Below are 25,658 nucleotides of genomic sequence, written 5' to 3'. Positions count from 1 at the left end.
CCTCCCGCTGCTATAGTTAATCAGGATCCGTAACCTTCATAGTTTAACCGGCTGTCATTCCCACCTGAACGGGAATGACGGAAAAACTTGCTTCCGAGTGAAAACTGGTTAGAACATAACTCAATGTCAGCATAGCCTGTTGTGACCCGGCAGGACTAATTGGAGATTTCACAAATGAGCACGCGTTACAGCCGCGAGAAAACCCTGAATACAGACCAGGGCGAATACACTATCTATCCATTCGATGAGTTGGGAACCGCCGCGACACTGCCCTTCTCCCTGAAAATCCTGCTGGAGAACCTCTTGCGGCACGGGACGGAGCCCTTTGTTACCGACGACGACGTTGACGCACTGACCAACTGGGACCCGGGCGCTGAACCCGCACAGGAGATTGCTTTTGTGCCAGCCCGCGTATTACTGCAGGATTTTACCGGCGTGCCTGCCATCGTCGACCTGGCCGCCATGCGCGACGCCATGGTCGACCTGGGCAGCGATCCAGGGCGCATCAACCCCCTGTCACCGGTAGAGCTGGTGATTGACCATTCGGTCATGGTAGATCACTTCGGCAGCGCCGACTCGCTGCAGCGCAACACGGAAGTGGAAATTCAACGCAACCTTGAGCGCTATCGTTTCCTGCGCTGGGGGCAGGAAGCCTTCGATAATTTCAAGGTGGTACCGCCGGGCACGGGCATTGTTCACCAGGTCAACCTGGAGTACCTGGCTCGCGGTGTCTTCACCCGCGAGCAGGACGGAAGGCGCCTGGCCTATCCCGACACGCTGGTAGGGACAGACTCCCACACCACCATGATCAATGGCCTGGGTGTGCTCGGCTGGGGCGTGGGTGGCATTGAGGCGGAAGCCGCCATGCTCGGCCAGCCCGTCACTATGCTGATACCCCAGGTGGTGGGCTTCCGGCTTACCGGCACACTGGCAGAGGGCGCAACGGCTACCGATCTGGTACTCACAGTCACCGAGGCGCTGCGCAATCATGGCGTGGTCGGCAAGTTCGTGGAGTTTTTCGGGCCAGGGCTGGCCAGTCTCAGCCTCGCAGACAGGGCTACCATCGCTAACATGGCACCCGAGTATGGCGCGACCTGCGGCATCTTCCCGGTGGATGATGAGACCATCAACTACCTGCGCCTGACCGGAAGGGACGAGAGCCAACTCGCCCTGGTTGAGCAGTACATGAAGGCCATGGGCATGTGGCATGACGAAAACACGCCAGAGGCACGCTACAGCGCTGAATTGACCCTGGAACTCAAGGACGTAGTGCCATCTATCGCCGGCCCCAAGCGACCGCAGGACCGCGTCGCACTAACCGCGGCGAAACAGGGGTTTGCGAAGGTGCTCCAGGACTACCGCGACCTGCACCTGGTCAGCGCCCAGGAGAGTGACTGGGTGGAAGAAGGTGGTCCGGTGGTGACAGGCACCGAGGCCGAGGCGGGAGTACCGGTGACTCGCGGAGTGGACAGCTTCCGCCTGGAGCACGGCGCCGTGGTGATTGCCGCCATCACCAGTTGCACCAATACCTCAAATCCAGCGGTACTGGTGGCCGCCGGTTTACTCGCCCGCAAGGCACGCCAACTCGGCCTGACAACCCGGCCCTGGGTTAAAACCAGTCTTGCCCCGGGGTCCAAGGTTGTTACCGAGTACCTGCAACAAACGGGTTTGCTGGAAGACCTTGAAGCGCTTGGTTTCTACCTTGTAGGCTATGGCTGCACTACATGTATCGGCAACTCAGGCCCCCTGGCCGATGACATCACCGATGCCATTCACACCGGTGACCTGCTAGTCACCTCGGTGCTGTCCGGCAACCGCAACTTCGAGGGCCGTATCCACCAGGACGTGCGCGCCAACTACCTGGCGTCACCGCCACTGGTGGTAGCCTATGCACTGGCCGGCAACATGGATATCGACCTGTATAAAGACGGCCTGGGGAAAACGGCCGATGGCAAAACGGTATACCTCGCAGACGTCTGGCCCAGCAGCGCCGAAATCAATAAACTGGTGAGTGACCATATCAAGCCTGCGATGTTCAAGGAGCGCTACGCCGACGTATACACTGGTAACGCGGTATGGAACGAATTACCCGTTTCCAAAAATGAACGTTTCGACTGGCCTGACTCTACCTACGTTCGCAAACCCACCTTTTTTGACGGTATGCCCGCCGAGGCCGCGCCGACCAGGAGCATCGAGCAGGCGCGCTGTCTGGTCAAGGTGAGTGATAGCGTTACCACCGACCACATCTCCCCCGCCGGCGCTATCGCGATAGACAGCCCAGCGGGTGAATACCTGCAGGCCAACGGCGTCGAGGTCAAGGACTTTAATTCATACGGGTCGCGGCGTGGTAATCACGAGGTGATGATGCGCGGCACCTTCGCCAATGTGCGCCTGCGCAACGAACTGGCACCCGGCACAGAAGGCAGTTGGACAACCTGCTTTACCTCGGATGAAGTCGTTTCCATCTACTCTGCTGCCGAGACCTATCGCAGCGCGGATATACCATTGGTGGTATTAGCGGGCAAGGAATACGGCACCGGGTCGTCGCGCGACTGGGCGGCCAAGGGACCTGCTCTACTGGGCGTGCGCGCGGTGATCGCCGAGAGCTATGAGCGTATTCACCGCTCAAACCTTATTGGCATGGGCATATTGCCGCTGCAATACTTGCCCGGTGCCAGCGCAGATGAGCTGGCACTCGACGGCACCGAGCACTTCAGCATTCCCGCGATATCAGCCGGTCAGGGAGAGGTTGAGGTCAAGGCCCTGCGTGCTGACGGCAAAGAGATAAGCTTCACCACAGTAGTGCGTATCGACACACCCAATGAATTCAGCTACTACGCCAATGGAGGCATCTTGCACTATGTTCTAAGGACGCTTGCCAAAAAGTAGGTCAGGCGACACGCACCGGGTCAGGCGATAGGTGACTCGGTGTCGGCGGTTGATTCGACAGCGATATCAGTAGGCTGATGCTCCTCATGGAACTGCTCAACCTGCTTTTCCACTCTGCCGACCTTGCGCCCGTACTGGGCAATATGAAACGTGGCATCGCCCTCGTATACCAGTGGCAGATTGGTACGCCCTATCACAACACCATTACCAGGCGCCACAATCGGTGTCTCAGAAGTGCCCAGGGGGTCGGCCACCATGGCGATCACCTGGCCTTTTTCTATTTTGGCCCCGAGTGGAACAAAGGTGCGCAAGATCCCGCTTTCCGGCGCCCGCAACCAACTGGTCTGGTCGCTCACTATCGGTGCCGGGCGAGGCTTTTTACTTCGCGAGGGGGGTAACATGCCAATACTGCGCATCACATTGATAATACCTTTCACGCCGGCTCGAATATAAACCTCTTCAAAGCGCAGGGCCTCGCCCGCCTCGTAAAGTATCACCGGGATACCCGCATCCCCGGCACACGCCCTGAGGGAACCGTCACGTATTTTGGCGTCAATTGCCAGCGGAACACCAAAGGCCTCGGTCATGGAAAAAGCCTCGGCGTCGTCAAGGTCTGCCCGAATCTGTGGAAAGTTACTGCGGTGACGGGCACCGGTATGCAGGTCGACTCCGTGGGTGCACTTGCTGACAATCTCGTTGACGAAAGTGTGCGCCACGCGGCCGGTCAGCGACCCCTTCGCAGAGCCCGGGAAAGAACGATTCAGGTCGCGCCCGTCAGGCAGGTAACGCGTATGGTTGAGAAACCCGTAAACATTAACGATGGGGATCGCAATGAGAGTACCCCTGATGTTTTTCAGCGCTCGATGCTGCAACACCCGCCGTATAATTTCCACACCGTTGATTTCATCTCCATGAATCGCCGCGCTTATGAACAGTACCGGCCCTGCTCGCCTGCCCCTGACCACCTGGACCGAGATCGACAGGTCGTCGTGGGTATACATGGGGGCAACGGGCACGTCTATGGTCAGTTGCTGCCCGGGAACAACGGCAACGCCGCCAATCACTAATTCAGACATGATGTTCTCCTGCGGGCAACCGGGTCTGGCAGTAGCGCATTATCGAGCCCCCTTACGGGCGGATCGACGCTTACGTTTGCCCTGGACATAAGAGCGAGCCGGATCGACAACGTACTGCTCACCGATACCAGAACGACCCAATAAAACACGAAACTTCATGGTGTCACGGTCAGTCAGCGTGACCTCAACCGGCGTGTGCTGGTCGCCGATCGACACCGGGGTTTCAATCACGTAGCGAAGTTCCTCGTGACCGCCTGAGTCCCGCACCGATCGGCGGTCCTTCACCCGCGCCTCGCAGTGTATCTCCTCCTTGGTATTGCCCTGGCGTGGGTGAATACCGAAACGCACCCACGCTTCGCCACTGCGTTCAAAAGGCTCTACAAAATAGGCGTGCAGGCAACTGGTGCGCGCACCCGTGTCCACTTTTGCCTTTATCTGCACAATGCCCAACTCCGGGAAAGCCAGCCACTCTCTCCAGCCGAGCACCAGCTTGTTTTCACTCATGCGTTGCTTCCTGAAGAATGCTCATCGAGCAATTGCGTGTCCAGTTCCTGCACAACAGGCTGGCGCTTGCGGCGCGTACGCGCAGGCACCATGCCGCGCATGGACTCCAGCTTGCCGAAGCAAAGCAGCTTGTCGCCAGGTTCCAGAACACGATCACCCCGCGGATTGGGTATCACCTTGGCCCCCCGGTACAGCGTAAGAACGTTGATATCGCTTTCTGCCAGTTTGGTCTGTGTAATAGTCTGGCCGCTGAAACCGGAGCCCTCCGGAATATAGATTTCCGTCACTCCATAGCCCTTGCTTACCGTGAGTCGCTGACGCAGGTCAATTTCGGGGAAATCAACCTGGGCGGCGATATAGTCGATCACCGCGCCGGCGATATCCAGCTCCGTGCAGGTTTCAATTCCTTCCAGGCCCGGCGAGGAGTTCACCTCCATCACCTGAGGACCGTTCTTGCCCTCCAGCATGTCCACGCCGGCCACACGCAGGCCCAGTATCTGTGCGCACCGAACCGCAGTCTCACGATACTGCTCGTCCAGTTCTATCGGCTCGGCAATGCCGCCACGGTGAACATTACTGCGAAACTCCTGGCCCTGTGCCACCCGTCGCATCGCCGCCACAACCCGATCGCCAACGACGAAGGCACGAACGTCCTTGCCCTTGCTCTCGGCAACAAACTTCTGGATCAGCACGTTCTGTTTCTGGCTCTGCAACAGTTCAATGATTGACTCCGCCTGCTTGACCGACTCAGCCAGCAGCACACCTATACCCTGCGTACCCTCGATAAGCTTGATGATCACCGGAGCGCCGCCCACTCGTGCGATGGCGGGCAGCACATCCTTCTTGTCGCGAACAAAGGTCGTTCGAGGAATGCCTATATGATGGCGACTGAGAATTTGCAGGCTACGCAACTTGTCGCGGGAATTGATAATACCGTGGGCAGTATTGGCGCAGAATACGTCCATTTCCTGAAACTGGCGTACTACCGCCGTGCCAAAATAAGTGATAGACGCACCAATGCGTGGCAGCACAGCATCGTAAACGCTGAGGGGCTTCTGGCGAAAATACAAATCCGGATTGCCACGATCAAGGTCGATGGCGAACTTCAGCGTATTGAGCACTTTGGCCTGGTGGCCGCGCTGCTCGGCGGCCTCTTTCAGGCGGCGCGTGCTGTATGCGTTGGGGCTGCAGGACAAAATAGCGAGTTTCATGAGTCATTCCCTGTGCTGATAAATATGGTCTTGAGACCGGTTCCGAAAGTGTTCCGCCGTCAGTGCCTCCTGGCAAAAACGCGAATTCAGGAGCGTTTTCCCTGTTCCACCACCAGCTTACCATCAACGTGTATATCACGCTGGGGAAAGGCGATCACCACGTTATTGGCGCGGAGCAGTTCATCAATACGGTAACGCAGGTCACTTCTCAGCACACGCAGACTGCGCTCGGCTGTGGCGTGGACCCAGACGCTCAATTCGAATACCAACGAGCTGTCACCAAAGTCGTCAAACAACACTGCGTATCCCGGCTCCTTCAGCACCGCTTCCTGCTCTTCTGCAGCCTGCTTGAGTAGCTCCGTCACCAGCTTCACGTCTGAGCCATAGGCAACGCCCAGTCTCACGGTGGTGCGCACCAGTCGATCAAACAGGGTCCAGTTGGTCACCGTATTCTCCAGCAGGTAGCTGTTGGGCACCAACAGGTGGACGCCATCAACACGCCGAATATAGGTGGAGCGGGTATTGATCGACTCCACCGTGCCCCGCACCTCACCCATTTCCAGGAAATCGCCTATACGGATAGGGCGTTCCCACATGAGGATCCAGCCACTGATGAAATTGTTAATGATATTCTGGGCACCGAAACCCACACCAATAGCAATAGCGCCAGAAATGAAAGCGAAGGCCGCCAGGGGAATACCCAGAATTTCCAGCGCCATCACCACCAGCACAATCATGCCCAGGATCAGGTAGGCCCTGGATACCATCTGGACGACGTCTGCGTTGACGCGGTTTTCGGTCATTTTCCTGCGAATCAGCCGACTGGTCCAAATAACCAGAAAGGTGCCTATCACCACAAAAAGCGCCACCGACAACAACTGACCCAGGGTGAGGCTACTCTCCCCTACGCTGAGCAGTGTGATATTCAAGATCTGTTCGATTCTGTCCACGACCAAAGCCTGCTTGTTATTCAAATTGTGCCGGACAAACCGCGCTAGCGACCTGTTCCCGGGGCGCGCGAGTGTGTGACAACCCGCAGCTTATGAGAATAGCTGATTTTCGGCACTTTTTATCAAAAAAGAGTTACTCTTGAGCCAACCGTACTGATGCATTATCGCGATTAAAGCATACCCGGGGCAGCATATGATCAGAACCATGTTACTGGCCAGTGATGGCAACTATACCTGCGGCGGTGTCGAGCAAGTGGAGAGCTGGCGCGCCAGCGAAAAAGCCTGCATCTGGCTGGATATCGAAGCAGCACCCTCGGAGGACATCCGCTCCCTGCTGCAGGAGATGGACTGCAATCCACTGGCGATCAATGATGCCCTCAGGCTGCGCCACCCGCCCAAGATTGAGGCCTTCGACAACAACACCTTCCTGCTGTACCGCGGGCTATCAAGTGTCGACGGGACACTCGATATCGCCCACCAGCAAATCGGCATGTGGGCGGGACAGCGTTACCTGATCACCTATCATCGTGAGAACTCCATCAGCGTCTCCCATATGTGGGAGAACGAGGCCAGCAGCGGGCAACTGCACTCCCCCGGTGTACTGGCCATGAAAATACTGCACTACGCCTGTAGCCGTTACCTTGAGACCATGCTCGACTTTGAGCAGCGACTGGCCGACCTGGAGGACGGACTGGTGAGCGACCACTCGGAAGAAGAGATGAAGGAACTGGTCAGCTACCGGTCAAAATTACGCAAGCTGAGGCGAGTTTTCAGTTACCACAACAATATCGCCGAGCTGCTGTATAAACTCCCCGATCAGTACTTTCCTTTTCTGGGCGAGCAACACCAACACGTGCGCCGTGACGTCTACGACCGCTGTGAGCGTTTGCACAGCCTTTGCCAGATGTATTATGAGATCTGCGCCGACCTCGTCGAAGGGCATATATCCCTGGCTTCACATAAGCTGAACCAGACCATGAAGGTACTGACTATCATCTCAGCCCTGTTCGTGCCGCTTACTTTCATTGCCGGCATCTACGGCATGAACTTTGAATACATGCCAGAACTGGGTTTCAAATACGCCTACTTTGGCGTCGTCGGGTTTATGGCCACCCTTGCTGTTGCCCTGCTCATTCTGTTTCGGCGGATCAAGTGGCTGTGACGGCGTAGCGCGCCTCAGAGCACGATGGCGGTTGCGAGGGCCAGCATTAAACCCATACCGACGATATCCGTCATGGTGGTCAGAAAAATACTGCTGGCCATGGCCGGGTCCGCGCCCCATCGCTGCAATGTCAGTGGAACCATGACACCGAAGAGGCCACTGCACATGCAGGCCCCGGTCATGGCAACCAGAATCACAAGAGCCAGCAATGCGGGTGCTTCGGTGCCGTCACTCGCCGCATAAATCCACATGGCCGCGGCGGCAACCAGCCCCACGATAAAACCGTTCATCGCGCCCAGCGCCAGTTCCTTGAACACCAGCTTCCGCACTGGATAGTCCCCGAGTTCGCCAAGGGTGATTCCCCTGAGGGTAATGGCCAGCGCCTGGCAGCCGGTGTTGCCGCTCTGCCCGGCAAGCACTGGCAGGAAGACCGCGAGGGCCACGATCTGCGCAATCGTATTTTCGAATGCGCCGACCACGAACGCAGCGGCGAACGCCGTGAGCAGGTTCACCTGTAACCAGGGGTGCCGCATCCTGAACGATTGCAGGAATGGTGTGCTGATGCGCTCTTCTTTATCAAGGCCCACCAGGGTACCGGTCTGGGCGTTGATCTCACCGGCCACGCTCTCGAACAACTGCCAACCGTAGACAATGCCCTGGAGAACACCCTCCTCGTCAGTTACCGGGTAGAGCCGATAGCGCTTACCAAGCGCCGCTTGCACGGCCTCGGACAAAGGGGTCTCAGGTGAAAAAGAGAACGGGTCCACTGTCATAATTTCGGACAGCACTTGCCCCGGCTTGCTGAGCAACAGGTCACGCAGCGTCACTGTTCCCTGCAGCACACCGCTTTGCGTGACGACGTAAAAATAGGTGACTTCAGTGACCGACTTCCGATGAACAAGGTTATCGATGGCACCGGCCACGGTGGTATCAGGCGACACTGTGCCGATAGGCGGGGACATTATCTCGCCGACATGCACGTCTAGCTCACTGACCAGTGCCACCGTATCCGCACCTTCAGGCGATATACTGCCGGGCAGGTGCGAGGCAATCGACAGCGCCTGCGCATCCGGAAGCGCGGAGAGCACCTCTCTGATCGCCTCGTGCGGCTGTGTACCCAGCAGTGAAGCGGCGTCTACAGGATTCAGTTCCTGCACGCTTTCAACTAGCGGACCTACACCTTCTCTACTCATGCGTTTTCCTCCCTGTCCAGGCCTGCCTTACTGTCGTTCAGATGGGCGAAGTTCAGCAATTTGTCCGCCAGGCGCCTTGAATAGGTAACAAAATTAATCATAGAGCCGACATCCTTACGATCCGGCCTGGCAAGTAACACCAGCAGTTGCCTGTTAACGTTCTCCATCAACTGGCGCAGCGCATGAGCTCTTTCAGCAACTGCCGACTTGTTGGCGGGTCCCGAACCACTGCTTATTTCGTCAAAGATCCCCAGCGTCGCACTCGACAACTCACGCACCATCAGCAGCACGTCGCTACGCAGCTCTATGTATTGTTTACTCAATACCCGTTTCACGTTGAACAGGTCTTCTATCGAATCGTGGATCTGAAACAAGTAGTCGAAGCGAGTAATCGTCGCCAGTAACTGCTTTGACTGGTTCTGGTCAGTGACACTGGCAACAACCTGGGAGAAATAGTGAATATACTCCCGTTCAAGAAAGTCGATATAGGCAATGCGCTTCTCCGCTGCCTCATGAACGCTCTTGTAATTACTCTCAACGCTCAGCGTAACGAGGTTGTAGTTCTCCTGCAGAAAACTACACAGCGCCACCATGTCCCGCTGCAATTCGGCTTCCACTTCGTCAAAGGTCTTATCGGCGCTGAACTTTGGCAAGCCAATTCGCTCAAAATCCATTCTTCCCTCGCCGATTACCTTGTCCACGAAGCGGGTGAAGGGGTTGATAAAGAGCAGAAACACGAGGCAGACAGTAAGGTTGAAAATAAGGTGTATAGTGGCCAGCGCAACCGCGGGTTCCATGTTGATCTCATTCAGCCGCTGGCCATAGAGCAGGAATGCAGGCAGAAACAACAGCACACCACCCAGGTTGAACAGGAAGTGACTAAACGCGGTCTTTTTAGCGGCGAGGTCCATGTTGAACATGGCCAGCATCGCGGTAGTGGTGGTACCGATATTGGCGCCCATGATGATGGGCACGGCATTTTCAAGACCGATCAATCCCTGCTGCGTGAGTACGATCGCAAGGCCAGTAGTAACAGAGCTGGACTGCACCAGCGCGGTAAACGCGAAGCCTATAAATATTGCGATAAGTGGATTCTGCGGATTGGCGAGATAGCGGACAATGTCCGGATCGTTCTGCAGTGGCTGGAGGGCAGACGAAATCAGGTTCAGACTGAAAAACACGAAGCCGAAGTAAAATATCGATTTGCCAAAAATCGACGCCCGCGAACGGGAGAGACTGATAGCAAACCCTACGACAATCAGCAGAGGGGCAAACGCGGTCAATTTGAATGCCACCAGCTGCGCCGTGACGGTCGTACCTACATTGGCGCCAAAAACAATTCCGACGGAATTCTTGAACGAAAGTACACCCGCATTTACCAGGCTGATAGTAATCACAGACGTGGCGGAGCTTGATTGAATTACCGCCGTGACAGCAGCGCCTATCAGCGCCCCCACCAACGGGATATTGGTCGCACGGGACAGGGAGCGCCTGAACTGTTCGCCCGAAATCTTCTCTATCTCTTTGGAAAAGTTCTCCAGACCAAAAATAAACAGGACAACGGCAGTAATCCCGGCAAACAGTACAGACAAATTTTCCATTAACGCTTCATCTCATGATCAGTCCGCAGTGCTCAGCTGCCACCGGGCACCAGCTCTCGTCCGGCTTTCCGGTACCATTCCTGCAGGCCATTCCATATCTGTTCTGCCGTGTCGGCGTACCAGAACAAGTTCCTGTCCTCCTCGTCAATAACGCCCTCATCAACCAGGAAGTCGATATTGATTGCCTTGCGCCAGAAAGTTTCTCCCACCAGCACCACCGGCAATGGCTCGATTTTCCGCGTCTGGATCAGGGTCAGGGTTTCAAAGAGTTCATCCAGCGTGCCATAGCCGCCGGGAAAGGCCAGCAGCGCCCTGGCACGCAGCATAAAATGTAACTTACGCAGTGCGAAATAGTTAAACTGGAAACACAACTCCGGCGTCAGGTAAGGATTGGGGTATTGCTCGCGCGGGAGGGTGATATTGAGACCAATGGTCTTGGCGCCGGCTTCGCTCGCACCGCGATTGGCCGCTTCCATGATACCCGGGCCACCCCCTGTCATCACCAGCAGGCGCAGGTCCTCTGGCCCCCCGCCGGATTCAGCGACCAGCCTGGAAAACTCCCTGGCCACTTCGTAGTATTCGCACTTTTGCAGTAAACGCCTCGCCACCGCGAGTTTTTTAAGCAGTTCCGCATTGCCCGGGTCGGCATCGAGTTCGCGCTGCAAGCGGTCGACCCGGTGCTGCGACTCTTTCTGCTCGGTAATTCTGGTGCCACCAAATACCACTATCGTGTTTTCTATACCATGTGCCCGCATGGCCAGTTCCGGTTTGAGGTAATCGAGCTGCAGCCTTACTCCACGGGCATCGCTGCCCTGCAGGAACTCTACGTCTTCGGTTGCCGGCACGTAGGCACTGGAGCGCAGGATTCTGGCGGTATTGCGCGCATCGTCGCTGGCATCGAGGTCCGGTACCTCGCCGGGAAGGCGCTCCTTTCTGTCCGTGGGATGGGGTGGCTCTGGCACCGCGCCTGGATGAAACGTTTGCTTCACTTACGCCTACCTCCCGTCACTGGGGAAATGCGCGACACCGGCTACAGTCATCACCAGCAACTTGATACTCATTCTTTGGTCTCCCTGATTCCAGGAACAGCGCCTGCCGTTCCAGCAAAGCCTTTTTCAAGTAAGTCTACACTACTCACGTGAACAGCATATCAGCCAGGCTTCCATCGTCCTCGCCAGTCCCGCAATTGAAGAGCTTATACCTGCACAGCCGCGTGAACGCGACGGGGTGCGCTGCAGGACTGGATAGGGATGATCAAGGTGGATAGCAGCGAATAGCGCGAGCTAGCGCTGGCAGCGATTGAAGGAGGCTGACCGGATGATGCCAGTTCAACACCGGCCCCGGGACATCAGAGCTACATCTCCGCATCGATCGGCAATAGCCCGATAAACCAGTCCTCCAGCTGTTGGAATAGCGAGTCCGCTGGTGGATGGGTGAGGCGTTCGCTATCGCTGGTCCAGACCAGTTCCTGGTTTTCGTCCAACTGCACGGCCCATGCATTGCGCGGCAGAAAATCGACCGCAATCGCTTCACGCAGCCGTTGATTAAGCTGCGGACTGGTTACCATCAGCCCGACTTCCGTATTGAGTTTGAGCGAACGCGGATCGAGGTTGCTACTCCCTATCATGACCCTGTCGCCGTCGAGCAACATAAATTTCGCGTGCAGCCCCAGCTTTTTATCGTCGGTGGGCGCGCGCATGTACAGGTTGCGATCCCTTGCGTCAGTACGCAATTCATAGAGTTCAACGCCAGCAACGACCAGTTCTCTCACATAGCCCTGGTATGCGGCATGTGCAGGCAAATGGTTATTGGAACGCATAGAGTTGGTCAGGATACGTACTTTGACATCTCGCTGCAGAGCATCGCGGATGGCAGTAGTCAGCCTTTCGGTTGGCACCAGGTAGGCGCTCACCAGCACCACCTCCTCGCTGGCCGAGGCAACGCTCTGGAAAACGTAATCTGCGAACTGCGTGGGCTGCTCAGCGGCCAGGGCCGGGTCCTGGTGTGCGGGCGCGTCAGCCACGAAGCGGGCGTGACCAACGACCGCGTCGTCGGCCAGCTGGCGCCAGCTTTGTGCCAGTTCCGCCTCCGGGTGAACGTTCGCTTCACCCACTCGCGCTGCGATATCGGCACGCAGCGCAGGGAGGTCCGGCAGCTCATGTTGACCGGTGAACACATCGCCTGCCGGGAACGACCAGCCGCTATTCCAGAAGCTGGCAAAATGTTCACTGGCGGTGGCTACACTGTCGCCCATCGCCAGGACCTCCATATCGCGGAAGTTATATGCCTCATGAAAGCCAAAATATTCGTCCGCCATATTGCGGCCACCAACGGCTACTGCCCAGCCATCGACGATCAGGGTCTTGTTATGCATACGATGATTTACGCGCTGGAAGTCCTCCAGGTTGAACAGGGTTCGGGCCGTCATACCTCCGGCCCGGTGGCGATAGGGGTTGTATACGCGCAGTTCGATATTGGGGTGGGCGTCAATGCCCAACAGGGCAAGATCTTCATGCGGTGTGAAGGAATCATCGATCAGCAGACGTACCTTCACTCCGCGGTCTGCCGCTGCCAGCAGGTGGTTGAATACCCGCAAGCCGCCCTCATCTCCGCTCCACAGAAAGGTTTCCAGGTCGATCGCCTGGTGGGCGCTGTCAATCATGCGCAGCCGCCACTGCATCGCCTCCCCACCGTCATTGAGCAGGTAAAACCAGTCGCGTTCCCGGTCCTCTTCTAGGTGACGCCAGAACAGGTCGGAGGACCTGGCCATGGCCGGCTCACTGCCGGTATCGGCCCGTTGCACGGGGCTGGCACAACCGGCGAGCAGCGACAGCGCCCACAACAGCAGTAGCGGACACAGGCGGGTTGCCCGCATCGTAAGACTAATCGGCCTGACCGGCATACCCGAGTGTCTTGAGCGCCCCGGTAATCTCTTCAAGAATGACCGGGTCATCGATGGTGGCCGGCATTTTCCAGGGCTCGCCGTCAGCGATGCTGCGCATGGTTCCCCGCAGGATCTTGCCTGAGCGCGTCTTCGGCAACCGCTCCACCACCACACAGAGTTTGAACGCTGCCACCGGGCCGATCTTGTCACGCATGTGCTGAATACTCTCGGCCACGATGTCCTCCGCGGGACGGTCTACTCCTGCGTTGAGCACCAGCAAACCCAGGGGTAACTGCCCTTTCATCTGGTCCGCGACGCCCACCACCGCGCACTCCGCTACGTCCGGATGCTCTGCGAGCACCTCTTCCATCGCCCCGGTGGACAGCCTGTGGCCCGCGACGTTGATCACATCATCAGTGCGCGCCATCACGAAGATATAGCCGTTCTCATCAATATAACCGGCGTCGCCGGTTTCATAGTAGCCGGGGTAACGACTGAAGTAGGCGCTGACGAATCGATCCTCGGCATTCCACAGGGTGGTGAACGTCCCCGGGGGCAGTGGCTGTTTCACCACCAGCGCGCCTATCTCGCCCGCCGCCACCTGCTCGCCATTTTCATCGAGCACCTGCACATCGTAACCGGGCACGGCGCGAGCTGGAGAACCAGGCACAATTGGCAACAACTCAATGCCCAGACAATTGGAGCAGATAGGCCAACCGGTTTCCGTCTGCCACCAGTGATCAATCACCGGGACGCCGAGCTTGTCCTGGGCCCACTCCAGGGTGTTGGGGTCGCAGCGCTCACCGGCCAGAAACAAGGAATCCAGGCAGGAGAGATCGTACTGCTGCAAATAGCTGCCCGTTGGGTCTTCCTTTTTAATCGCACGAAAAGCGGTGGGGGCAGTGAACAGCACTTTCACATTGTATTCTGAAATCACCCTCCAGAAGGCGCCGGGGTCGGGCGTCCCTACCGGTTTACCCTCGTACATCAGGGTAGTACTGCCATTAAACAGCGGTCCGTAAACGATATAGGAATGACCTACTACCCAGCCCACATCAGAAGCGGCCCAGTAGACATCTCCCGGGTCGACGTTATATATATTTTTCATGGTCCACTTCAGGGCAACTATGCTGCCACCGGTATCACGCACCACACCCTTGGGCTGGCCGGTAGTGCCTGATGTATAGAGGATATACAGCGGGTCGTTGGCTGCTACCGGCACGCAGGGCGCCGGCTGGGCGGTGGCCATGGCCTCCTCCCAATCAAGGTCGCGCCCGGCGACCAGCGTCGCATCCTGCATGGGGCGATGCAATATGACGCAACCCGAAGGTTTGTGTTGGGCCAGATCGATGGCCGCATCCAGTAGCGGCTTGTACGGCACAATGCGTGAGGGTTCAACGCCGCAGCTGGCAGATACGATAACTTTGGGTGATGCGTCGTCTATACGCACTGCGAGTTCGTTACTGGCAAAACCACCGAATACCACAGAGTGCACTGCTCCGAGCCGGGCACAGGACAGCATGGCGATCAGGGCCTCCGGCACCATGGGCATATACACAATCACCCGGTCGCCCTTCTCAACACCCAGCCCAGCCAGCACACCGGCAAAACGGGCCACCTCATCAAGCAGTTGCGCGTAACTGTACTGGCGTCGGGTATCCGTGACCGGGCTATCAAAAATCAGCGCCGCCTGGTCTCCCCTGCCCGCTTCAACATGCAGGTCCAGGGCGTTGTAGCAGGCGTTGGTGGTGCCGTCGGGAAACCAGCGATAGAAAGGCGGATTGCTGCTGTCCAGCACCGTCTGCGGCGCCTCGTACCAATGGATATTCCCGGCCGCCTGCTGCCAGAGTTCGGTATTACTCATGTGCCTTCCCCCTTTTGCACTTATCCAGATGAACCTATCCTGTTTCCCGCCGTACTGGCAATTCGACCATGGTGGTAACCCACTGGTCCCATTGGCAGTTAACGGGACGCCGGCCCGAGCGGGCCGGCGCAATGTACAGTCAGGTTCAGGACTTCTGCTTGACCAGCAGGTTGAACACGCGGGTGGCGAATTTGCCGTAGGGCGGGCGCAGGAACTGCATGGGCGAGAACCCGGGCTGGTAATAGACCGGGCGCAATTTACTGAAGGTATCGAAACCTTCCTTGCCGTGATAGTGCCCCATGCCGCTGGGGCCCACTCCACCGAACGGGATATCGTGCTGGGCCACATGGAACAGCGCATCGTTGACCGTGACACCGCCGGACATAACCCGATTGATATACATATCCTGCAACTTGCGGTCATTGGTAAACGGATACAGCGCCAGCGGTCGGTCGTACTTGTTGATGTGCGCTACGACCTCCTCATGATCCTCGTACATCATCACCTTGAGCAGCGGCCCGAAGGTTTCGCGATGACGAATGATCATATCGTCCGTGGTATCCAGAACCAGGTGCAGGGGAAACTTGCGGGTCTCGTAGTTGATCTGTTGATCGCCACTGAGATTGACGATGGTGGCGCCCTTCTCGCGGGCATCGTCCAGGGTGTCTACCAGCCGCTTGACCGAACGATCGTCGATAACCGACGTATAATCCTTGTGCTCGATGTCGGGACAGTGCTTCGCCACGTATTCCTGTGCCAGTTTGATGAACTCCTCGCGCTGTGACTTGTGCACAAAAACATAGTCAACGTTGGTACAGATCTGCCCGGCGTTGAACTGCTTCACAAACATGATCCGGCCTACCGCCTTCTTCAGGTTGTAGTTGGGGTCGATCACCGCGGGCGCCTTGCCGCCCAGTTCCAGCACCACAGGCGTCAGGTTTTGCGCGGCAGCGGCCATAACGGCCCTGCCGGTCTGGCCAGAGCCGGTGAAGATGATCAGGTCGAAGGGAATCTTGGAAAACTCAATGCCCACGCCACCAGTCTCTTCGAAGAAACGCAGTTTGTCCTCAGGAAAATACTTCGGTGAAAGCTCCATCAGCAGGCGTGTCAGGTTAATCGAATTTTCTGACATCTTGACCATGGCGCGGTTACCGGCAGCAAAAGCCGCAGCCAGCGGGACAAAGCTCAGGTTGACCGGAAAATTCCACGGAACAATCATGCCCACTACGCCCAGCGGCTGCGGAATCACCCGGTTTTTACCGCCCGGAAACAGGGTCTGGTCGACGCGGCGCTTCTGCACCTTCATCCACTTTTTCAAATGCTTGAGGGTATCGTTGACCGCATCGGCGCCGGAGATTATCTCCGCAAACTGGCTTTCGTGACGGGACCGGTTACCGTAGTCGGCGCTGATCGCCTCCATGATGGCGTCTGCGTTCTCGGTGAGCATGCGCTTCAGGGCGAGCAGGTCCTGCTTGCGTTGCTGAAAATCCGGGACGGGCGCGGCAAGGTAGGCTTCTCGCTGCAGGTCAAAGTGCGTGCGCAGCATGGCAGCATCTTCAGTGGGCATAGTCTCTTGTGCGGCAGTCATGTTCGGCCTCGTCTATTATTAGTGAGTGAATCAAACACGTAGTGTACGCCGGAAAAAGCCACCAGACTTGACATTTTACGAACTCCCAGCGGTATCATCCGGCCATCGGCCGCCGCATTGAGCCAAACCGCTCAACCGTGCGTACCTAAGGCGTATGTTCAGTCTGTTATCCAGGCCCAGGAAGGAGTATAGACCACGTTATGACCACCCTCAGGGAAACGATCTGCGTTAAGCGCCCCATTGATGAGGCGTTTGCCTATGTCGCCGATTTCACTACCACAGCGGAGTGGGACTCCACAGCCGTGGAAGCCGTGCAAACGACGCCCGGCAAGCCGGGTAAGGGCACCGGGTTCCTCGTGAGCTGCGCTCTGCCGATTGGATCTGTCGACCTTCGCTATACCATCACCCGCTTCCAACCGCCCAGCCACATCGTGCTCAGAGGCAGGGGGCGCTTCTTTGACGTGGAAGACACCATTACCTTCACCGAGCAGGGTGACCAGACACAAATCGACTACCAGGCCGAATTCACCTTCCCGTCGGCGGTGAACCCGCTGACGGGATTGATCAAGCCGGGCCTGGAACGCATGGGTCGCAAGTCAGTCGCCGGGCTGCAGGCGGCCCTGGATGATAATTTCCCTGCGCCCGACGAGAAGGACCGTCGCAGTGGTGGTCCGGGGCTGACCCGCCTTGCCCACTTCACCCGCTACGGATACTGGCGCGCGAGTAAATCCTGGAATCCCATCTCTGCAGACCTGCGCGGTAAGCATGCCGTTATCACGGGAACATCTTCCGGCCTGGGCTATGCCTGCGCCCATGACCTGGCAAGACGCGGTGCTGAACTCACTCTGGTGATGCGCAACCCCACGCGAGCCCGCGAAGTGCGCAAGGAACTGATTGAGCAAACCGGTAATCGTAAGATCACGGTTGAGATAGCCGACCTGAGCCTGCTCGCAGAGGTGGATGCACTGGCACATCGCCTGCTGGCCTCCGGCAAGGCAGTCGATATACTCATTAACAACGCCGGCGCGCTGTTCAACTCGCTGGAGAAAACCGGAGAGGGGATAGAGCGCTCCGTGGCCCTGTTGCTAATAAGCCCCTACCGCCTCACGCTGGCCCTGAAGCCACTACTCGTCGCCGCGAAACGAGGTGCCAGGGTTATCAACGTCGTCTCGGGCGGCATGTATTCGCAAAAGCTGTCGATGAAAAACCTGGTTGCGACCTCCGCGGAGGGATTCTCTGGTAGCGCTGCCTACGCCAGGGCCAAGCGTGCGCTGATGATCGTCACCCGGCGCTGGGCCGGGGACTGGAAACGCGAGGGCATTGTCGTCAATGCCATGCACCCGGGTTGGGCCGACACGCCCGGTGTGGAAACCTCCCTGCCCCGATTTCACTCGCTGACCCGGTTCGCCCTGCGCAGCCCGGCGGAGGGTGCGGACACTATAGTCTGGCTCGCCGCTGCCACTGAGGCCGGCAAGGTGAGTGGCGAGCTGTTTCTTGACCGCCAGCCGCAGCCGCTATACCTGATGAAGTCCACGCGCGAGAGTGACCAGGACCGCCGCGAGCTTTTCCGTTACCTGCAAGACTATGCGCCGGAGCCAGTGGAGATTCCCACGGCGGCGGCGAGTTGATCCCGATGAGCGAAGAACCAACCCCGGTAATCTACTGGTTCAGACAAGACCTGCGCCTGGACGACCTGCCCGCCCTGCATGCCGCAGTGGAAAGCGGAGCACCGGTCATTCCCTGCTTTATTATTGATGAGGATGCGCCCCAAAAATGGGCACCCGGCAACGCCAGTCGGTGGTGGTTGCGCGGCAGCCTGGGCGCACTGGCAAAAGCCATCGAGAAGCGCCAGGGAACGCTGCTGGTGCGCAGCGGGTGCAGCGAGGACGTGCTCAGCGAACTGATTGAGGAAACCGGCGCCTACGCCGTTTACTGCAGCCAGGCTTATGAACCCTGGAATCGCGAGCTCGAAGAGCGACTGGGCGCGCGTCTGGGCCGCCTGGGCGTTGCCTTGCACTGCCTCCCCGGCTCCCTGATCTTCACCCCCGGCGACGTGCTCAACCGCGCTGGGTTGCCGTTCAAGGTATTCACCCCGTTCTGGCGGCACTGCCGTTCTCAACTGCCCGAGAGCCGTTTGTTGCCGGCCCCGGGGGTTGGCGCATTCGCCGCGCAGGTTCCCACCGGACAGGACCCAGAGGCCTGGCCCCTGGCCAGTTCTTCATTACAGCCTGTTGAGGACTGGGGAGAGCGCTGGACACCTGGCGCCGATGGCGCATTGTCAGCGCTGGACCGCTTTCTGAACGAGGCGTTGTCTGGCTACCGGGAGGATCGCGACATTCCCGCCGTGGCCGGCACATCACGACTGTCGCCGCACCTGCACTGGGGGGAGATATCACCCAGGCACGTAGCGCAGGTCCTGCGTACAGATGCCCCCGGGGATACAGAGGACGACCAGGAGAAGTTTCTTGCAGAGCTGGGCTGGCGGGAATTCAACCAGCACCTGCTGTTCCACTTTCCGCACATCGACGAACAACCCTTCAAAGACGACTTCAAGTCAATGCCCTGGCGGCCTGACGCAGACGCCTTCGAGGCCTGGAAAGCGGGACTGACGGGTTATCCAATTGTCGACGCGGGAATGCGGGAACTCAGGGCCACGGGCTTCATGCACAATCGTGTCAGGATGATTTGCGCCTCCTTCCTCACCAAGCACTTGCTGGTGCCGTGGCAATGGGGCGCACGCTGGTTCTGGGAGACGCTGGTGGATGCCGACCTGGCGAACAATAGCGGAGGCTGGCAATGGGTAGCCGGCTGCGGCGCCGACGCCTCACCCTGGTTTCGCATTTTCAATCCTGTCCTGCAGGGCAAGAAGTTTGATCCCGAGGGTGCCTACGTGCGCCACTGGGTTCCGGAACTCGCGGCCCTGCCCGATCGTTCCCTGCACGCCCCGTGGGAGCTAGCGCCACTGCTGCTGGCCGAAGCCGACGTGGTGTTGGGCGAAACTTATCCCCATCCGCTGGTCGATCATGCGACGGCCAGAGCGCAGGCCCTTGAGGCATACCATGATCGCTCTTCGGCCCCTCAGGCACCACCGACGTAACGGTAATCGATCTGCACTTCCTGTTGCTTGCCCTCGCCATCGCGTAAATTACTGATACCAAGGTAACGCAGCAGACGCTTGTTCTGGCGGTCGTATTGCAAAAGTATCGGCGGCACCAGCGCCCCGAGCAGCCAATTGTCCAGCGCCACGTTGAGGCACAACCGCTCCACCGGGCACAGCGTTTCCGCGTCCCGTTCAGCGCGCATATTCAGCGGCGAGTCCCTGCCTGCAGGAAGAAATTCAAACTCCACCCGTTCGCCCTTATCCAGCGTCTCCCAGTGCGTGCGAATATAGTTGTCGAAGCCGGCGTCGACCACCAGCTCTTCGCCCAGCTCGCGCTGCACCGTCACCGAACTGCCGTCGCGCAGATGCTCGAATACCAGTGAAGGGGCATGCCACGAGCGCGAATAATCCAGGCGCTTGCGCGCAAATACCTCACCGTCGGCGTCCCGGTACTCCACCTCGCACCGGGCGCCGGCGTTGGAGCACTGGTAGTGCTCGGTATAGCGTAGTTCCCCGCTGGCAGTGGAGCGTGCCTCACCGATCACCTGGGCCGCCAGCGCCGGCGGCGCGAACCAGCCACAGCCGCACAGCAACAGGGCAGTGAGCGCGCGTTTCACTGTGCTGTCACCGGAAAACGATAGCCCGGCTTGGCCAGGGTCAGTTGCACCGTACTGATGATGCGCTCGCGGAAACCACCCTCGCAGTAACACAGGTAGAACTCCCACATGCGCTCAAAGCGCTCATCGAAGCCCTGCTCACGTACCGTGTCGAGGGCAGCCAGGAAGCGCAGGCGCCACTCCTCCAGCGTGCGCGCATAGTCACTGGTGATGTCCCGCAGGTTGACCAGCTGCATATCCGAGTCACGGGACACGTGACGCGAGATCACCTCTACCGATGGCAAACAGCCACCCGGGAAGATATACCGTTTGATAAAGTCCACCGAATCGCGGGCCTGGGCATAGCGCTGGTCCTGCACGGTGATCACCTGGATGGCGAACTTGCCACCGGGCCGTAACAGCTCACTACCGCGGCGGAAGTACTCGCCGTAATACTCGTGACCCACTGCTTCGAGCATCTCGATAGAGACAATCTTGTCGTACTGCCCGGTGAGCTTGCGGTAGTCCTCGCACAGAACAGTAACCTGGTTCTCCAGGCCCAACTCGGCGACTCGCTGTTTGGCATAACTGTACTGTTCCCGGGAAATGGTCGTCGTTGTCACCCTGCAACCGTAATGCTGTGCCGCATAGATAGCCATCCCACCCCAACCAGTGCCAATTTCCAGCAAGTGGTCCTCGGCGCACAACTCCAGCTGCTGGCAGAGCAGATCCAGCTTGTGTAGGGAAGCCTCCTCGAGACTGGCCTCTGCCGACGGATAGACAGCGGACGAGTACATCATTGTCGGATCAAGGAACAGCTTGAAGAATTCGTTGCCCAAATCGTAATGCGCACCGATGTTGCGTCTGGACCCGGTAAGACTGTTGTTATTAAACGAGTGCAACGCCTTGAGGAACCACTGGCGTAATCGCGAGGAGCGCGCATCCATTGAACGCATGGTGTCCATGTTGGCCGAGAACAAGCGGATGACGTCCACCAGGCACGGTGAGGACCAGTGGCCCAGCATGTAGGACTCCCCGGCACCGATCACGCCGCCGGTGAGCACGTGCTGGAATACCTGGTGGTCATGGACGTTAACGACCGCGTGAATGCCATCGGTAGCCGAGTCACCGTAGCGCTCGGTGTGCTCGCCGTCCTGCAGGGTCAGGGAACCGCCGGTAAGCCTCGACAACAAGCGCTTGACCATGCTCCGGGCAAATCCCTCGCCGCGCCAGTTACCCAGCAACCCGGGTACTGTGATCACACTTACACTTGCATCATTCATAACTAGATCTCGCTGTGTATTTTTTTTGGATGGGGTATGAAAGGAATGCGCTTCAGCCACAGGCGCAGCGCCTGCCAGTAAATCCCGGCAGCAACGCGCAGGGTCATCAGGGGATACAGGGCAAGATAACGACTGAAACAGGCTGGCGTATCTCCCCTTCTTTGCAGGTGCAGCGTGGCATCAAACTCTTTTTCCCCGGCGCGCAGGTTCGCCAGATGCACCACCAACTTCTCGTCGGGTGTATTGCTGCGCCAGCGGTAGTGCATCTCCATGGGCATAAAGGGCGAGACATGCATGGCCTTTTCGAACTCCGTCTCCAGCCATCCGCTGCGCCCCTGGGCAGGCAAGACGTAAAGGCAGCTTTCGTTCCAGGGGGTGCTGGTGACCTGGGCCACAACACACTCCAGGACGTCGTCGCTGGAGAAACAGTAGAAGCAGCTGATGGGGTTAATCTGGAAACCGAAATAGCGTAGGTTGGCCAGCATGCGCACCGCGCCATCTGGACGCAAGCCGCTCTGGCGCTCAACCTCATCCAGTATGGCCCGCTTCAGGGGCACAGCGGGATCACCGAAGAAGTCCTCGCGGCGGAATCGGGCGAGTGCCCAGCGCTTTGCTGACCAGCCCGCGGCGCGGTCGAGAAACTCGGGCATTTCGTCCAGGTCCAGGAGAGGCATGAACACACGATAGCGAAAGCTGTGCTCGCGGGGTTGCATGCGACGATGCTGCACCCAGCCACTGTATATGGCGCTGGTCACGCAGCACTGCCCATACTGCGGGGCGCTGCACGCGCGCCGGCTTGGCCCTGCCCCAGTGCCTTTGCCACCTGCAGGGCGGAATGCACTCCATCTTCATGGAAACCGTTTCGCCAGTAGGCACCGCAGAACCAGGTTGCGGCCCCGTTGATCTCCTGCCAACGTTGCTGGGCGGCAATTCCCTGCACCGTAAACACCGGGTGTGCGTACTCAAACTGACCCAGGATCTTGTGCGGGTTGATGCGTTCCCTGTCGTTGAGCGTGACGCAGAATGTCTGCGAGGCGGTCAGGCCTTGCAGGATATTCATATTGTAAGTGAGTGTGGGCCGCTGGGTGTCGGCGCGCCGCTGGTAGTTCCAGCTGGACCAGGCCCGCCTGTTTTGCGGTAGTAACCGGGTATCGGTATGCAGCACCACGTCATTATTCTGATAGGGGATTGCCCCCAGGATCTCTTGCTCCAACGGCTTCGCATCGTCGAGCAGGTTCAGGGCCTGGTCGCTGTGGCAGGCGAAAACCACGGCGTCGAAATCTTCTATACTGCCGTCATCGAAGCGCACCACTGCGCCCTGCTCCAGACGCTGCACGCCACTGATTTTCACTCCGGTGCGAATGTTATCGGCAAAGCCGGCACACAGGGGCTTGATATACTCTCTGGAGCCACCCTCTATTACCCGCCACTGGGGCCGGTTGCGTATGCTGAGCAGGCCGTGGTTGCGAAAAAAGCGCAGGAAAAACTGCAGCGGGAAATCGAGCATCACCGGCGTATCGGCTGACCAGATTGCCGAACCCATGGGCACAATGTAATAGTCCACAAACGCCGGACTGTACTTGCCCCGCTGGAGATACTCCCCCAGTGTCATCCCTTCCGGAAGCAAACCCTGCTCCAGGTCTTCCACCGACTGGCGGTTAAATCGAACAATATCCCGCAACATCCGCAGAAACCGCGGCGACAGCAAGTTGGAGCGTTGACTGAACAGCGTGTTGAGGTTGGAACCGGCGTACTCGAGACCTGACTCCAGATCCGACAGGCTGAAGCTCATTTCCGTCGCTTTGCTGGGGACACCGATTTCGTCCATCAAAGCGATGAAGTTAGGATAGGTCCAGTCATTAAAGACAATGAAGCCCGTATCGATCGCGAATCGTCTCCCGCCCATGGCCACGTCGACGGTCGCTGTGTGGCCCCCTACCCGGCCCTCGCGCTCCAGCACATGCACATCATGATCCCTGTGCAGGTAATGGGCGCAAGCGAGACCGGAAATCCCGGAACCAATAATCGCGATTTTCATGAGACAGCGAAACCTCGTTGTTTTGGGGTGATGATGCCCTTTCTACGCTGCAGCACCCAACACGGATCAATTGTGCACAAGAGTGATCCGACCGGCCTCACTTCTCGTATACCCTGACAACAATGATAGACTTTGGATAATAAAACGTGACCTATAAAGGAGCCAGAGTGTCCATGGCTAGTAACGCGGGGACCGACGCCACTGGCAGGCGTGACGACGAATGGAGCTTGTGCTTGCAGCAGGTAGCGCAGAGCGACCGGGCTGCTTTTGCCAGGCTATTCAAGCACTTCGCTCCACTTATCAAGGCTTTTGCCCTCAACGGCTCAGCCATGGCGGCGGCACACGCAGAAGAACTGGTGCAGGAAGTCATGATCAAGGTCTGGCAGAAGGCCAGCGGCTACAACCCGCAGAAAGCCGCAGCGAGCACCTGGATTTATACGATTGCCCGTAACTGCAGGACCGACATGTATCGACGCCTGCAAAAGTTCGACACGCCGATCAACGCGGAAGATATTTGGCCTGATGTGGAATCCGATGAGCTGTTTGCTGCCGTACAACAGAAACGAGATGCGGCCCGCATCAAGGATATGCTGGAAACACTGCCACACGAGCAGGCACAGATCCTGGTGAAAGTGTACATGGAAGGCAAATCGCACAGCGAAGTTGCCGAGGCGCTTGACCTGCCTCTGGGGACAGTCAAATCCCGGGTGCGTCTGGCGATGAAGAAGTTACAGTTAACAGTAGAAAGATAGCGATATTATGATTAATTATCACCCCGACACACGGTTACTGAATGAATACTCCTCCGGCACTCTGCCGCTGGCACAATCGGTCTGCCTGTCACTCCACCTGAACTACTGCGACCAGTGTCGCCGCAGCCACCAGCGCCTGCAGCAACTTGGCTCTGCTCTGTTTGAGGACCTGTCACCGCAGCAAGTGGATGATTCACTGCTGCGCACCGTGATGGCGCGCCTGGATGAGGAACCGGAGCCTCTGCAATACCAGAAAACCGCTGCCAACGAGGACGACTGTCCACCCCTCATACAGCGCCTGATGCAAGGCGACTACGAGGACCTTGAGTGGAAGAGTATCAGCAAGAAAGTGCATATCAGCAGGTTGCGAACGGGCGACGTTGACAACGAGTTTGCGCTGTATCGAATTGATGCGGGCGCCAGCATCCCCCGGCACACCCACAGGGGCACAGAGTTGACACTGGTGCTGGAGGGTGGCTTCTCCGATGAGGAGGGTCACTACGAAGTGGGTGATTTCATAATGCGTGATGCGCAGCAGCAACACTCGCCCACTGCCACTCGGGACCGGGACTGCATCTGTATAGGCGTACTCGACGCTCCCATCAAGTTCACCGATTGGAAGTACCGCCCGATCAACCCGTTCCTTAAGCTACAAGCGAGCTGACTACTTCTACACTGCTCTTGGGCCGAACATTGCGGCCCTTTTTTTTGGTTCATCGCACATTAGCGGGAAATGAGGCATTCAAACGATGAGGCATTCAAACAAAGCGGACACCACGAATGGGGTAAGCCTTCCTCGGTTGAAAACAAACTTCCACGCCCTCGGAAGGCTTACCCCATTCGTGGCCTCCTCCTTCCATTTCGATATCACTATCCACTACCTATACTCCCTGTGACGTTCCAGGTCGCCGGGAGAGCACCTGAATTCAGCGTTTGATCACCTCGACCCTCCGGGTTCCCCTCAGTC

20 protein-coding genes and 1 pseudogene are annotated in these 25,658 nt (G+C 58.0%); 6 read left to right on the top strand and 15 right to left on the bottom strand.

The genetic code is table 11. From position 1 onward, the window contains the following. Window positions 1-174 precede the first annotated feature (174 nt). Window positions 175-2,889, top strand: a complete 2,715-nt coding sequence (gene acnA, locus C0039_RS07280) for an aconitate hydratase AcnA (protein ID WP_101517697.1) — start codon at window positions 175-177, stop codon at window positions 2,887-2,889. Window positions 2,890-2,909: 20 nt separating this feature from the next. On the opposite strand, the gene C0039_RS07275 is transcribed toward acnA, so the two are convergent. The 5 genes and pseudogenes from C0039_RS07275 to C0039_RS07260 all read right to left on the bottom strand — a co-directional run bounded on the left by C0039_RS07275 (window position 2,910) and on the right by C0039_RS07260 (window position 6,630). Next, entirely contained in the window at window positions 2,910-3,965 is a 1,056-nt protein-coding gene (locus C0039_RS07275; protein WP_076000888.1) for a succinylglutamate desuccinylase/aspartoacylase family protein, read from the bottom strand. 39 nt (window positions 3,966-4,004) lie between these two features. Next, window positions 4,005-4,469, bottom strand: coding sequence for an ATP-dependent zinc protease family protein (locus C0039_RS07270; RefSeq protein WP_076000887.1), 465 nt, complete (start codon window positions 4,467-4,469; stop codon window positions 4,005-4,007). Continuing rightward, a complete protein-coding gene (locus C0039_RS21335) occupies window positions 4,466-4,756 on the bottom strand; it encodes a cation:proton antiporter regulatory subunit (protein ID WP_232334991.1) in 291 nt (96 codons plus the stop codon). The genes C0039_RS07270 and C0039_RS21335 overlap by 4 nt, the downstream gene beginning before the upstream one ends. Further along, window positions 4,757-5,680: pseudogene (locus C0039_RS07265) on the bottom strand (ATP-grasp domain-containing protein); the annotation flags it as partial. An 86-nt stretch (window positions 5,681-5,766) separates the two neighbouring features. After that, window positions 5,767-6,630: a mechanosensitive ion channel family protein gene (locus C0039_RS07260; RefSeq protein ID WP_207796396.1), complete on the bottom strand. Its 864-nt coding sequence runs from the start codon at window positions 6,628-6,630 to the stop codon at window positions 5,767-5,769. Window positions 6,631-6,823: 193 nt separating this feature from the next. On the opposite strand from C0039_RS07260, the gene C0039_RS07255 reads away from it, so the two are divergent. Continuing rightward, the gene (locus C0039_RS07255; protein ID WP_101517696.1) at window positions 6,824-7,792 is read left to right on the top strand and encodes a magnesium transporter CorA family protein; all 969 of its coding nucleotides are present in this window, start codon (window positions 6,824-6,826) and stop codon (window positions 7,790-7,792) included. A gap of 14 nt (window positions 7,793-7,806) precedes the next feature. Here C0039_RS07255 and C0039_RS07250 read toward each other — a convergent pair whose 3' ends face one another. The 6 genes from C0039_RS07250 to C0039_RS07225 form a co-directional block, all read right to left on the bottom strand. Next, a complete protein-coding gene (locus C0039_RS07250; protein ID WP_076000884.1) occupies window positions 7,807-8,985 on the bottom strand; it encodes a magnesium transporter in 1,179 nt (392 codons plus the stop codon). Beyond that, on the bottom strand, window positions 8,982-10,586 hold the full coding sequence (locus tag C0039_RS07245; protein ID WP_101517695.1) for a Na/Pi cotransporter family protein: 1,605 nt from the start codon (window positions 10,584-10,586) through the stop codon (window positions 8,982-8,984). Before C0039_RS07245 ends, C0039_RS07250 begins: the two co-directional genes overlap by 4 nt. A gap of 32 nt (window positions 10,587-10,618) precedes the next feature. Further along, a complete protein-coding gene (locus C0039_RS07240) occupies window positions 10,619-11,575 on the bottom strand; it encodes an LOG family protein (protein WP_101517694.1) in 957 nt (318 codons plus the stop codon). A 365-nt stretch (window positions 11,576-11,940) separates the two neighbouring features. Next, window positions 11,941-13,488, bottom strand: coding sequence for a phospholipase D-like domain-containing protein (locus C0039_RS07235; protein ID WP_165787058.1), 1,548 nt, complete (start codon window positions 13,486-13,488; stop codon window positions 11,941-11,943). After that, window positions 13,469-15,334, bottom strand: coding sequence for a propionyl-CoA synthetase (locus C0039_RS07230; RefSeq protein ID WP_076000882.1), 1,866 nt, complete (start codon window positions 15,332-15,334; stop codon window positions 13,469-13,471). The genes C0039_RS07235 and C0039_RS07230 overlap by 20 nt, the downstream gene beginning before the upstream one ends. 145 nt (window positions 15,335-15,479) lie before the next feature. Next, entirely contained in the window at window positions 15,480-16,922 is a 1,443-nt protein-coding gene (locus C0039_RS07225) for a coniferyl aldehyde dehydrogenase (RefSeq protein ID WP_076000881.1), read from the bottom strand. A gap of 200 nt (window positions 16,923-17,122) precedes the next feature. Between C0039_RS07225 and C0039_RS07220 the strand changes: the two genes are divergently transcribed. Continuing rightward, window positions 17,123-18,550, top strand: coding sequence for an SDR family NAD(P)-dependent oxidoreductase (locus C0039_RS07220; protein WP_076000880.1), 1,428 nt, complete (start codon window positions 17,123-17,125; stop codon window positions 18,548-18,550). A gap of 5 nt (window positions 18,551-18,555) precedes the next feature. Further along, window positions 18,556-20,019 (top strand): cryptochrome/photolyase family protein, encoded by a 1,464-nt coding sequence (locus tag C0039_RS07215; RefSeq protein ID WP_101517692.1) that lies wholly within the window; start codon window positions 18,556-18,558, stop codon window positions 20,017-20,019. Here C0039_RS07215 and C0039_RS07210 read toward each other — a convergent pair. The 4 genes from C0039_RS07210 to C0039_RS07195 are packed head-to-tail and all read right to left on the bottom strand — an operon-like array spanning window position 20,001 to window position 23,939. Then, the gene (locus tag C0039_RS07210) at window positions 20,001-20,639 is read right to left on the bottom strand and encodes a hypothetical protein (protein ID WP_101517691.1); all 639 of its coding nucleotides are present in this window, start codon (window positions 20,637-20,639) and stop codon (window positions 20,001-20,003) included. The two genes, C0039_RS07215 and C0039_RS07210, sit on opposite strands and share 19 nt — an antisense overlap. Further along, complete coding sequence (locus tag C0039_RS07205) at window positions 20,636-21,901, bottom strand: SAM-dependent methyltransferase (protein WP_101517690.1); 1,266 nt, start codon at window positions 21,899-21,901, stop codon at window positions 20,636-20,638. The genes C0039_RS07210 and C0039_RS07205 overlap by 4 nt, the downstream gene beginning before the upstream one ends. Window positions 21,902-21,903: 2 nt before the next feature. Next, window positions 21,904-22,656, bottom strand: coding sequence for a DUF1365 domain-containing protein (locus tag C0039_RS07200; RefSeq protein ID WP_076000876.1), 753 nt, complete (start codon window positions 22,654-22,656; stop codon window positions 21,904-21,906). After that, on the bottom strand, window positions 22,653-23,939 hold the full coding sequence (locus C0039_RS07195) for an NAD(P)/FAD-dependent oxidoreductase (RefSeq protein WP_076000875.1): 1,287 nt from the start codon (window positions 23,937-23,939) through the stop codon (window positions 22,653-22,655). Before C0039_RS07195 ends, C0039_RS07200 begins: the two co-directional genes overlap by 4 nt. A 173-nt stretch (window positions 23,940-24,112) precedes the next feature. On the opposite strand from C0039_RS07195, the gene C0039_RS07190 reads away from it, so the two are divergent. After that, window positions 24,113-24,691, top strand: a complete 579-nt coding sequence (locus tag C0039_RS07190) for a sigma-70 family RNA polymerase sigma factor (protein WP_076000874.1) — start codon at window positions 24,113-24,115, stop codon at window positions 24,689-24,691. A gap of 7 nt (window positions 24,692-24,698) precedes the next feature. Beyond that, a complete protein-coding gene (locus tag C0039_RS07185) occupies window positions 24,699-25,355 on the top strand; it encodes a ChrR family anti-sigma-E factor (protein ID WP_101517689.1) in 657 nt (218 codons plus the stop codon). The last annotated feature ends 303 nt before the right edge of the window (window positions 25,356-25,658 follow it).

Origin of the sequence: Pseudohalioglobus lutimaris, assembly GCF_002866825.1 — a bacterium.
In the GTDB taxonomy this organism is placed as follows: Bacteria; Pseudomonadota; Gammaproteobacteria; order Pseudomonadales; family Halieaceae; genus Halioglobus; species Halioglobus lutimaris.
This window is presented reverse-complemented; position numbering and strand designations above follow the sequence as displayed.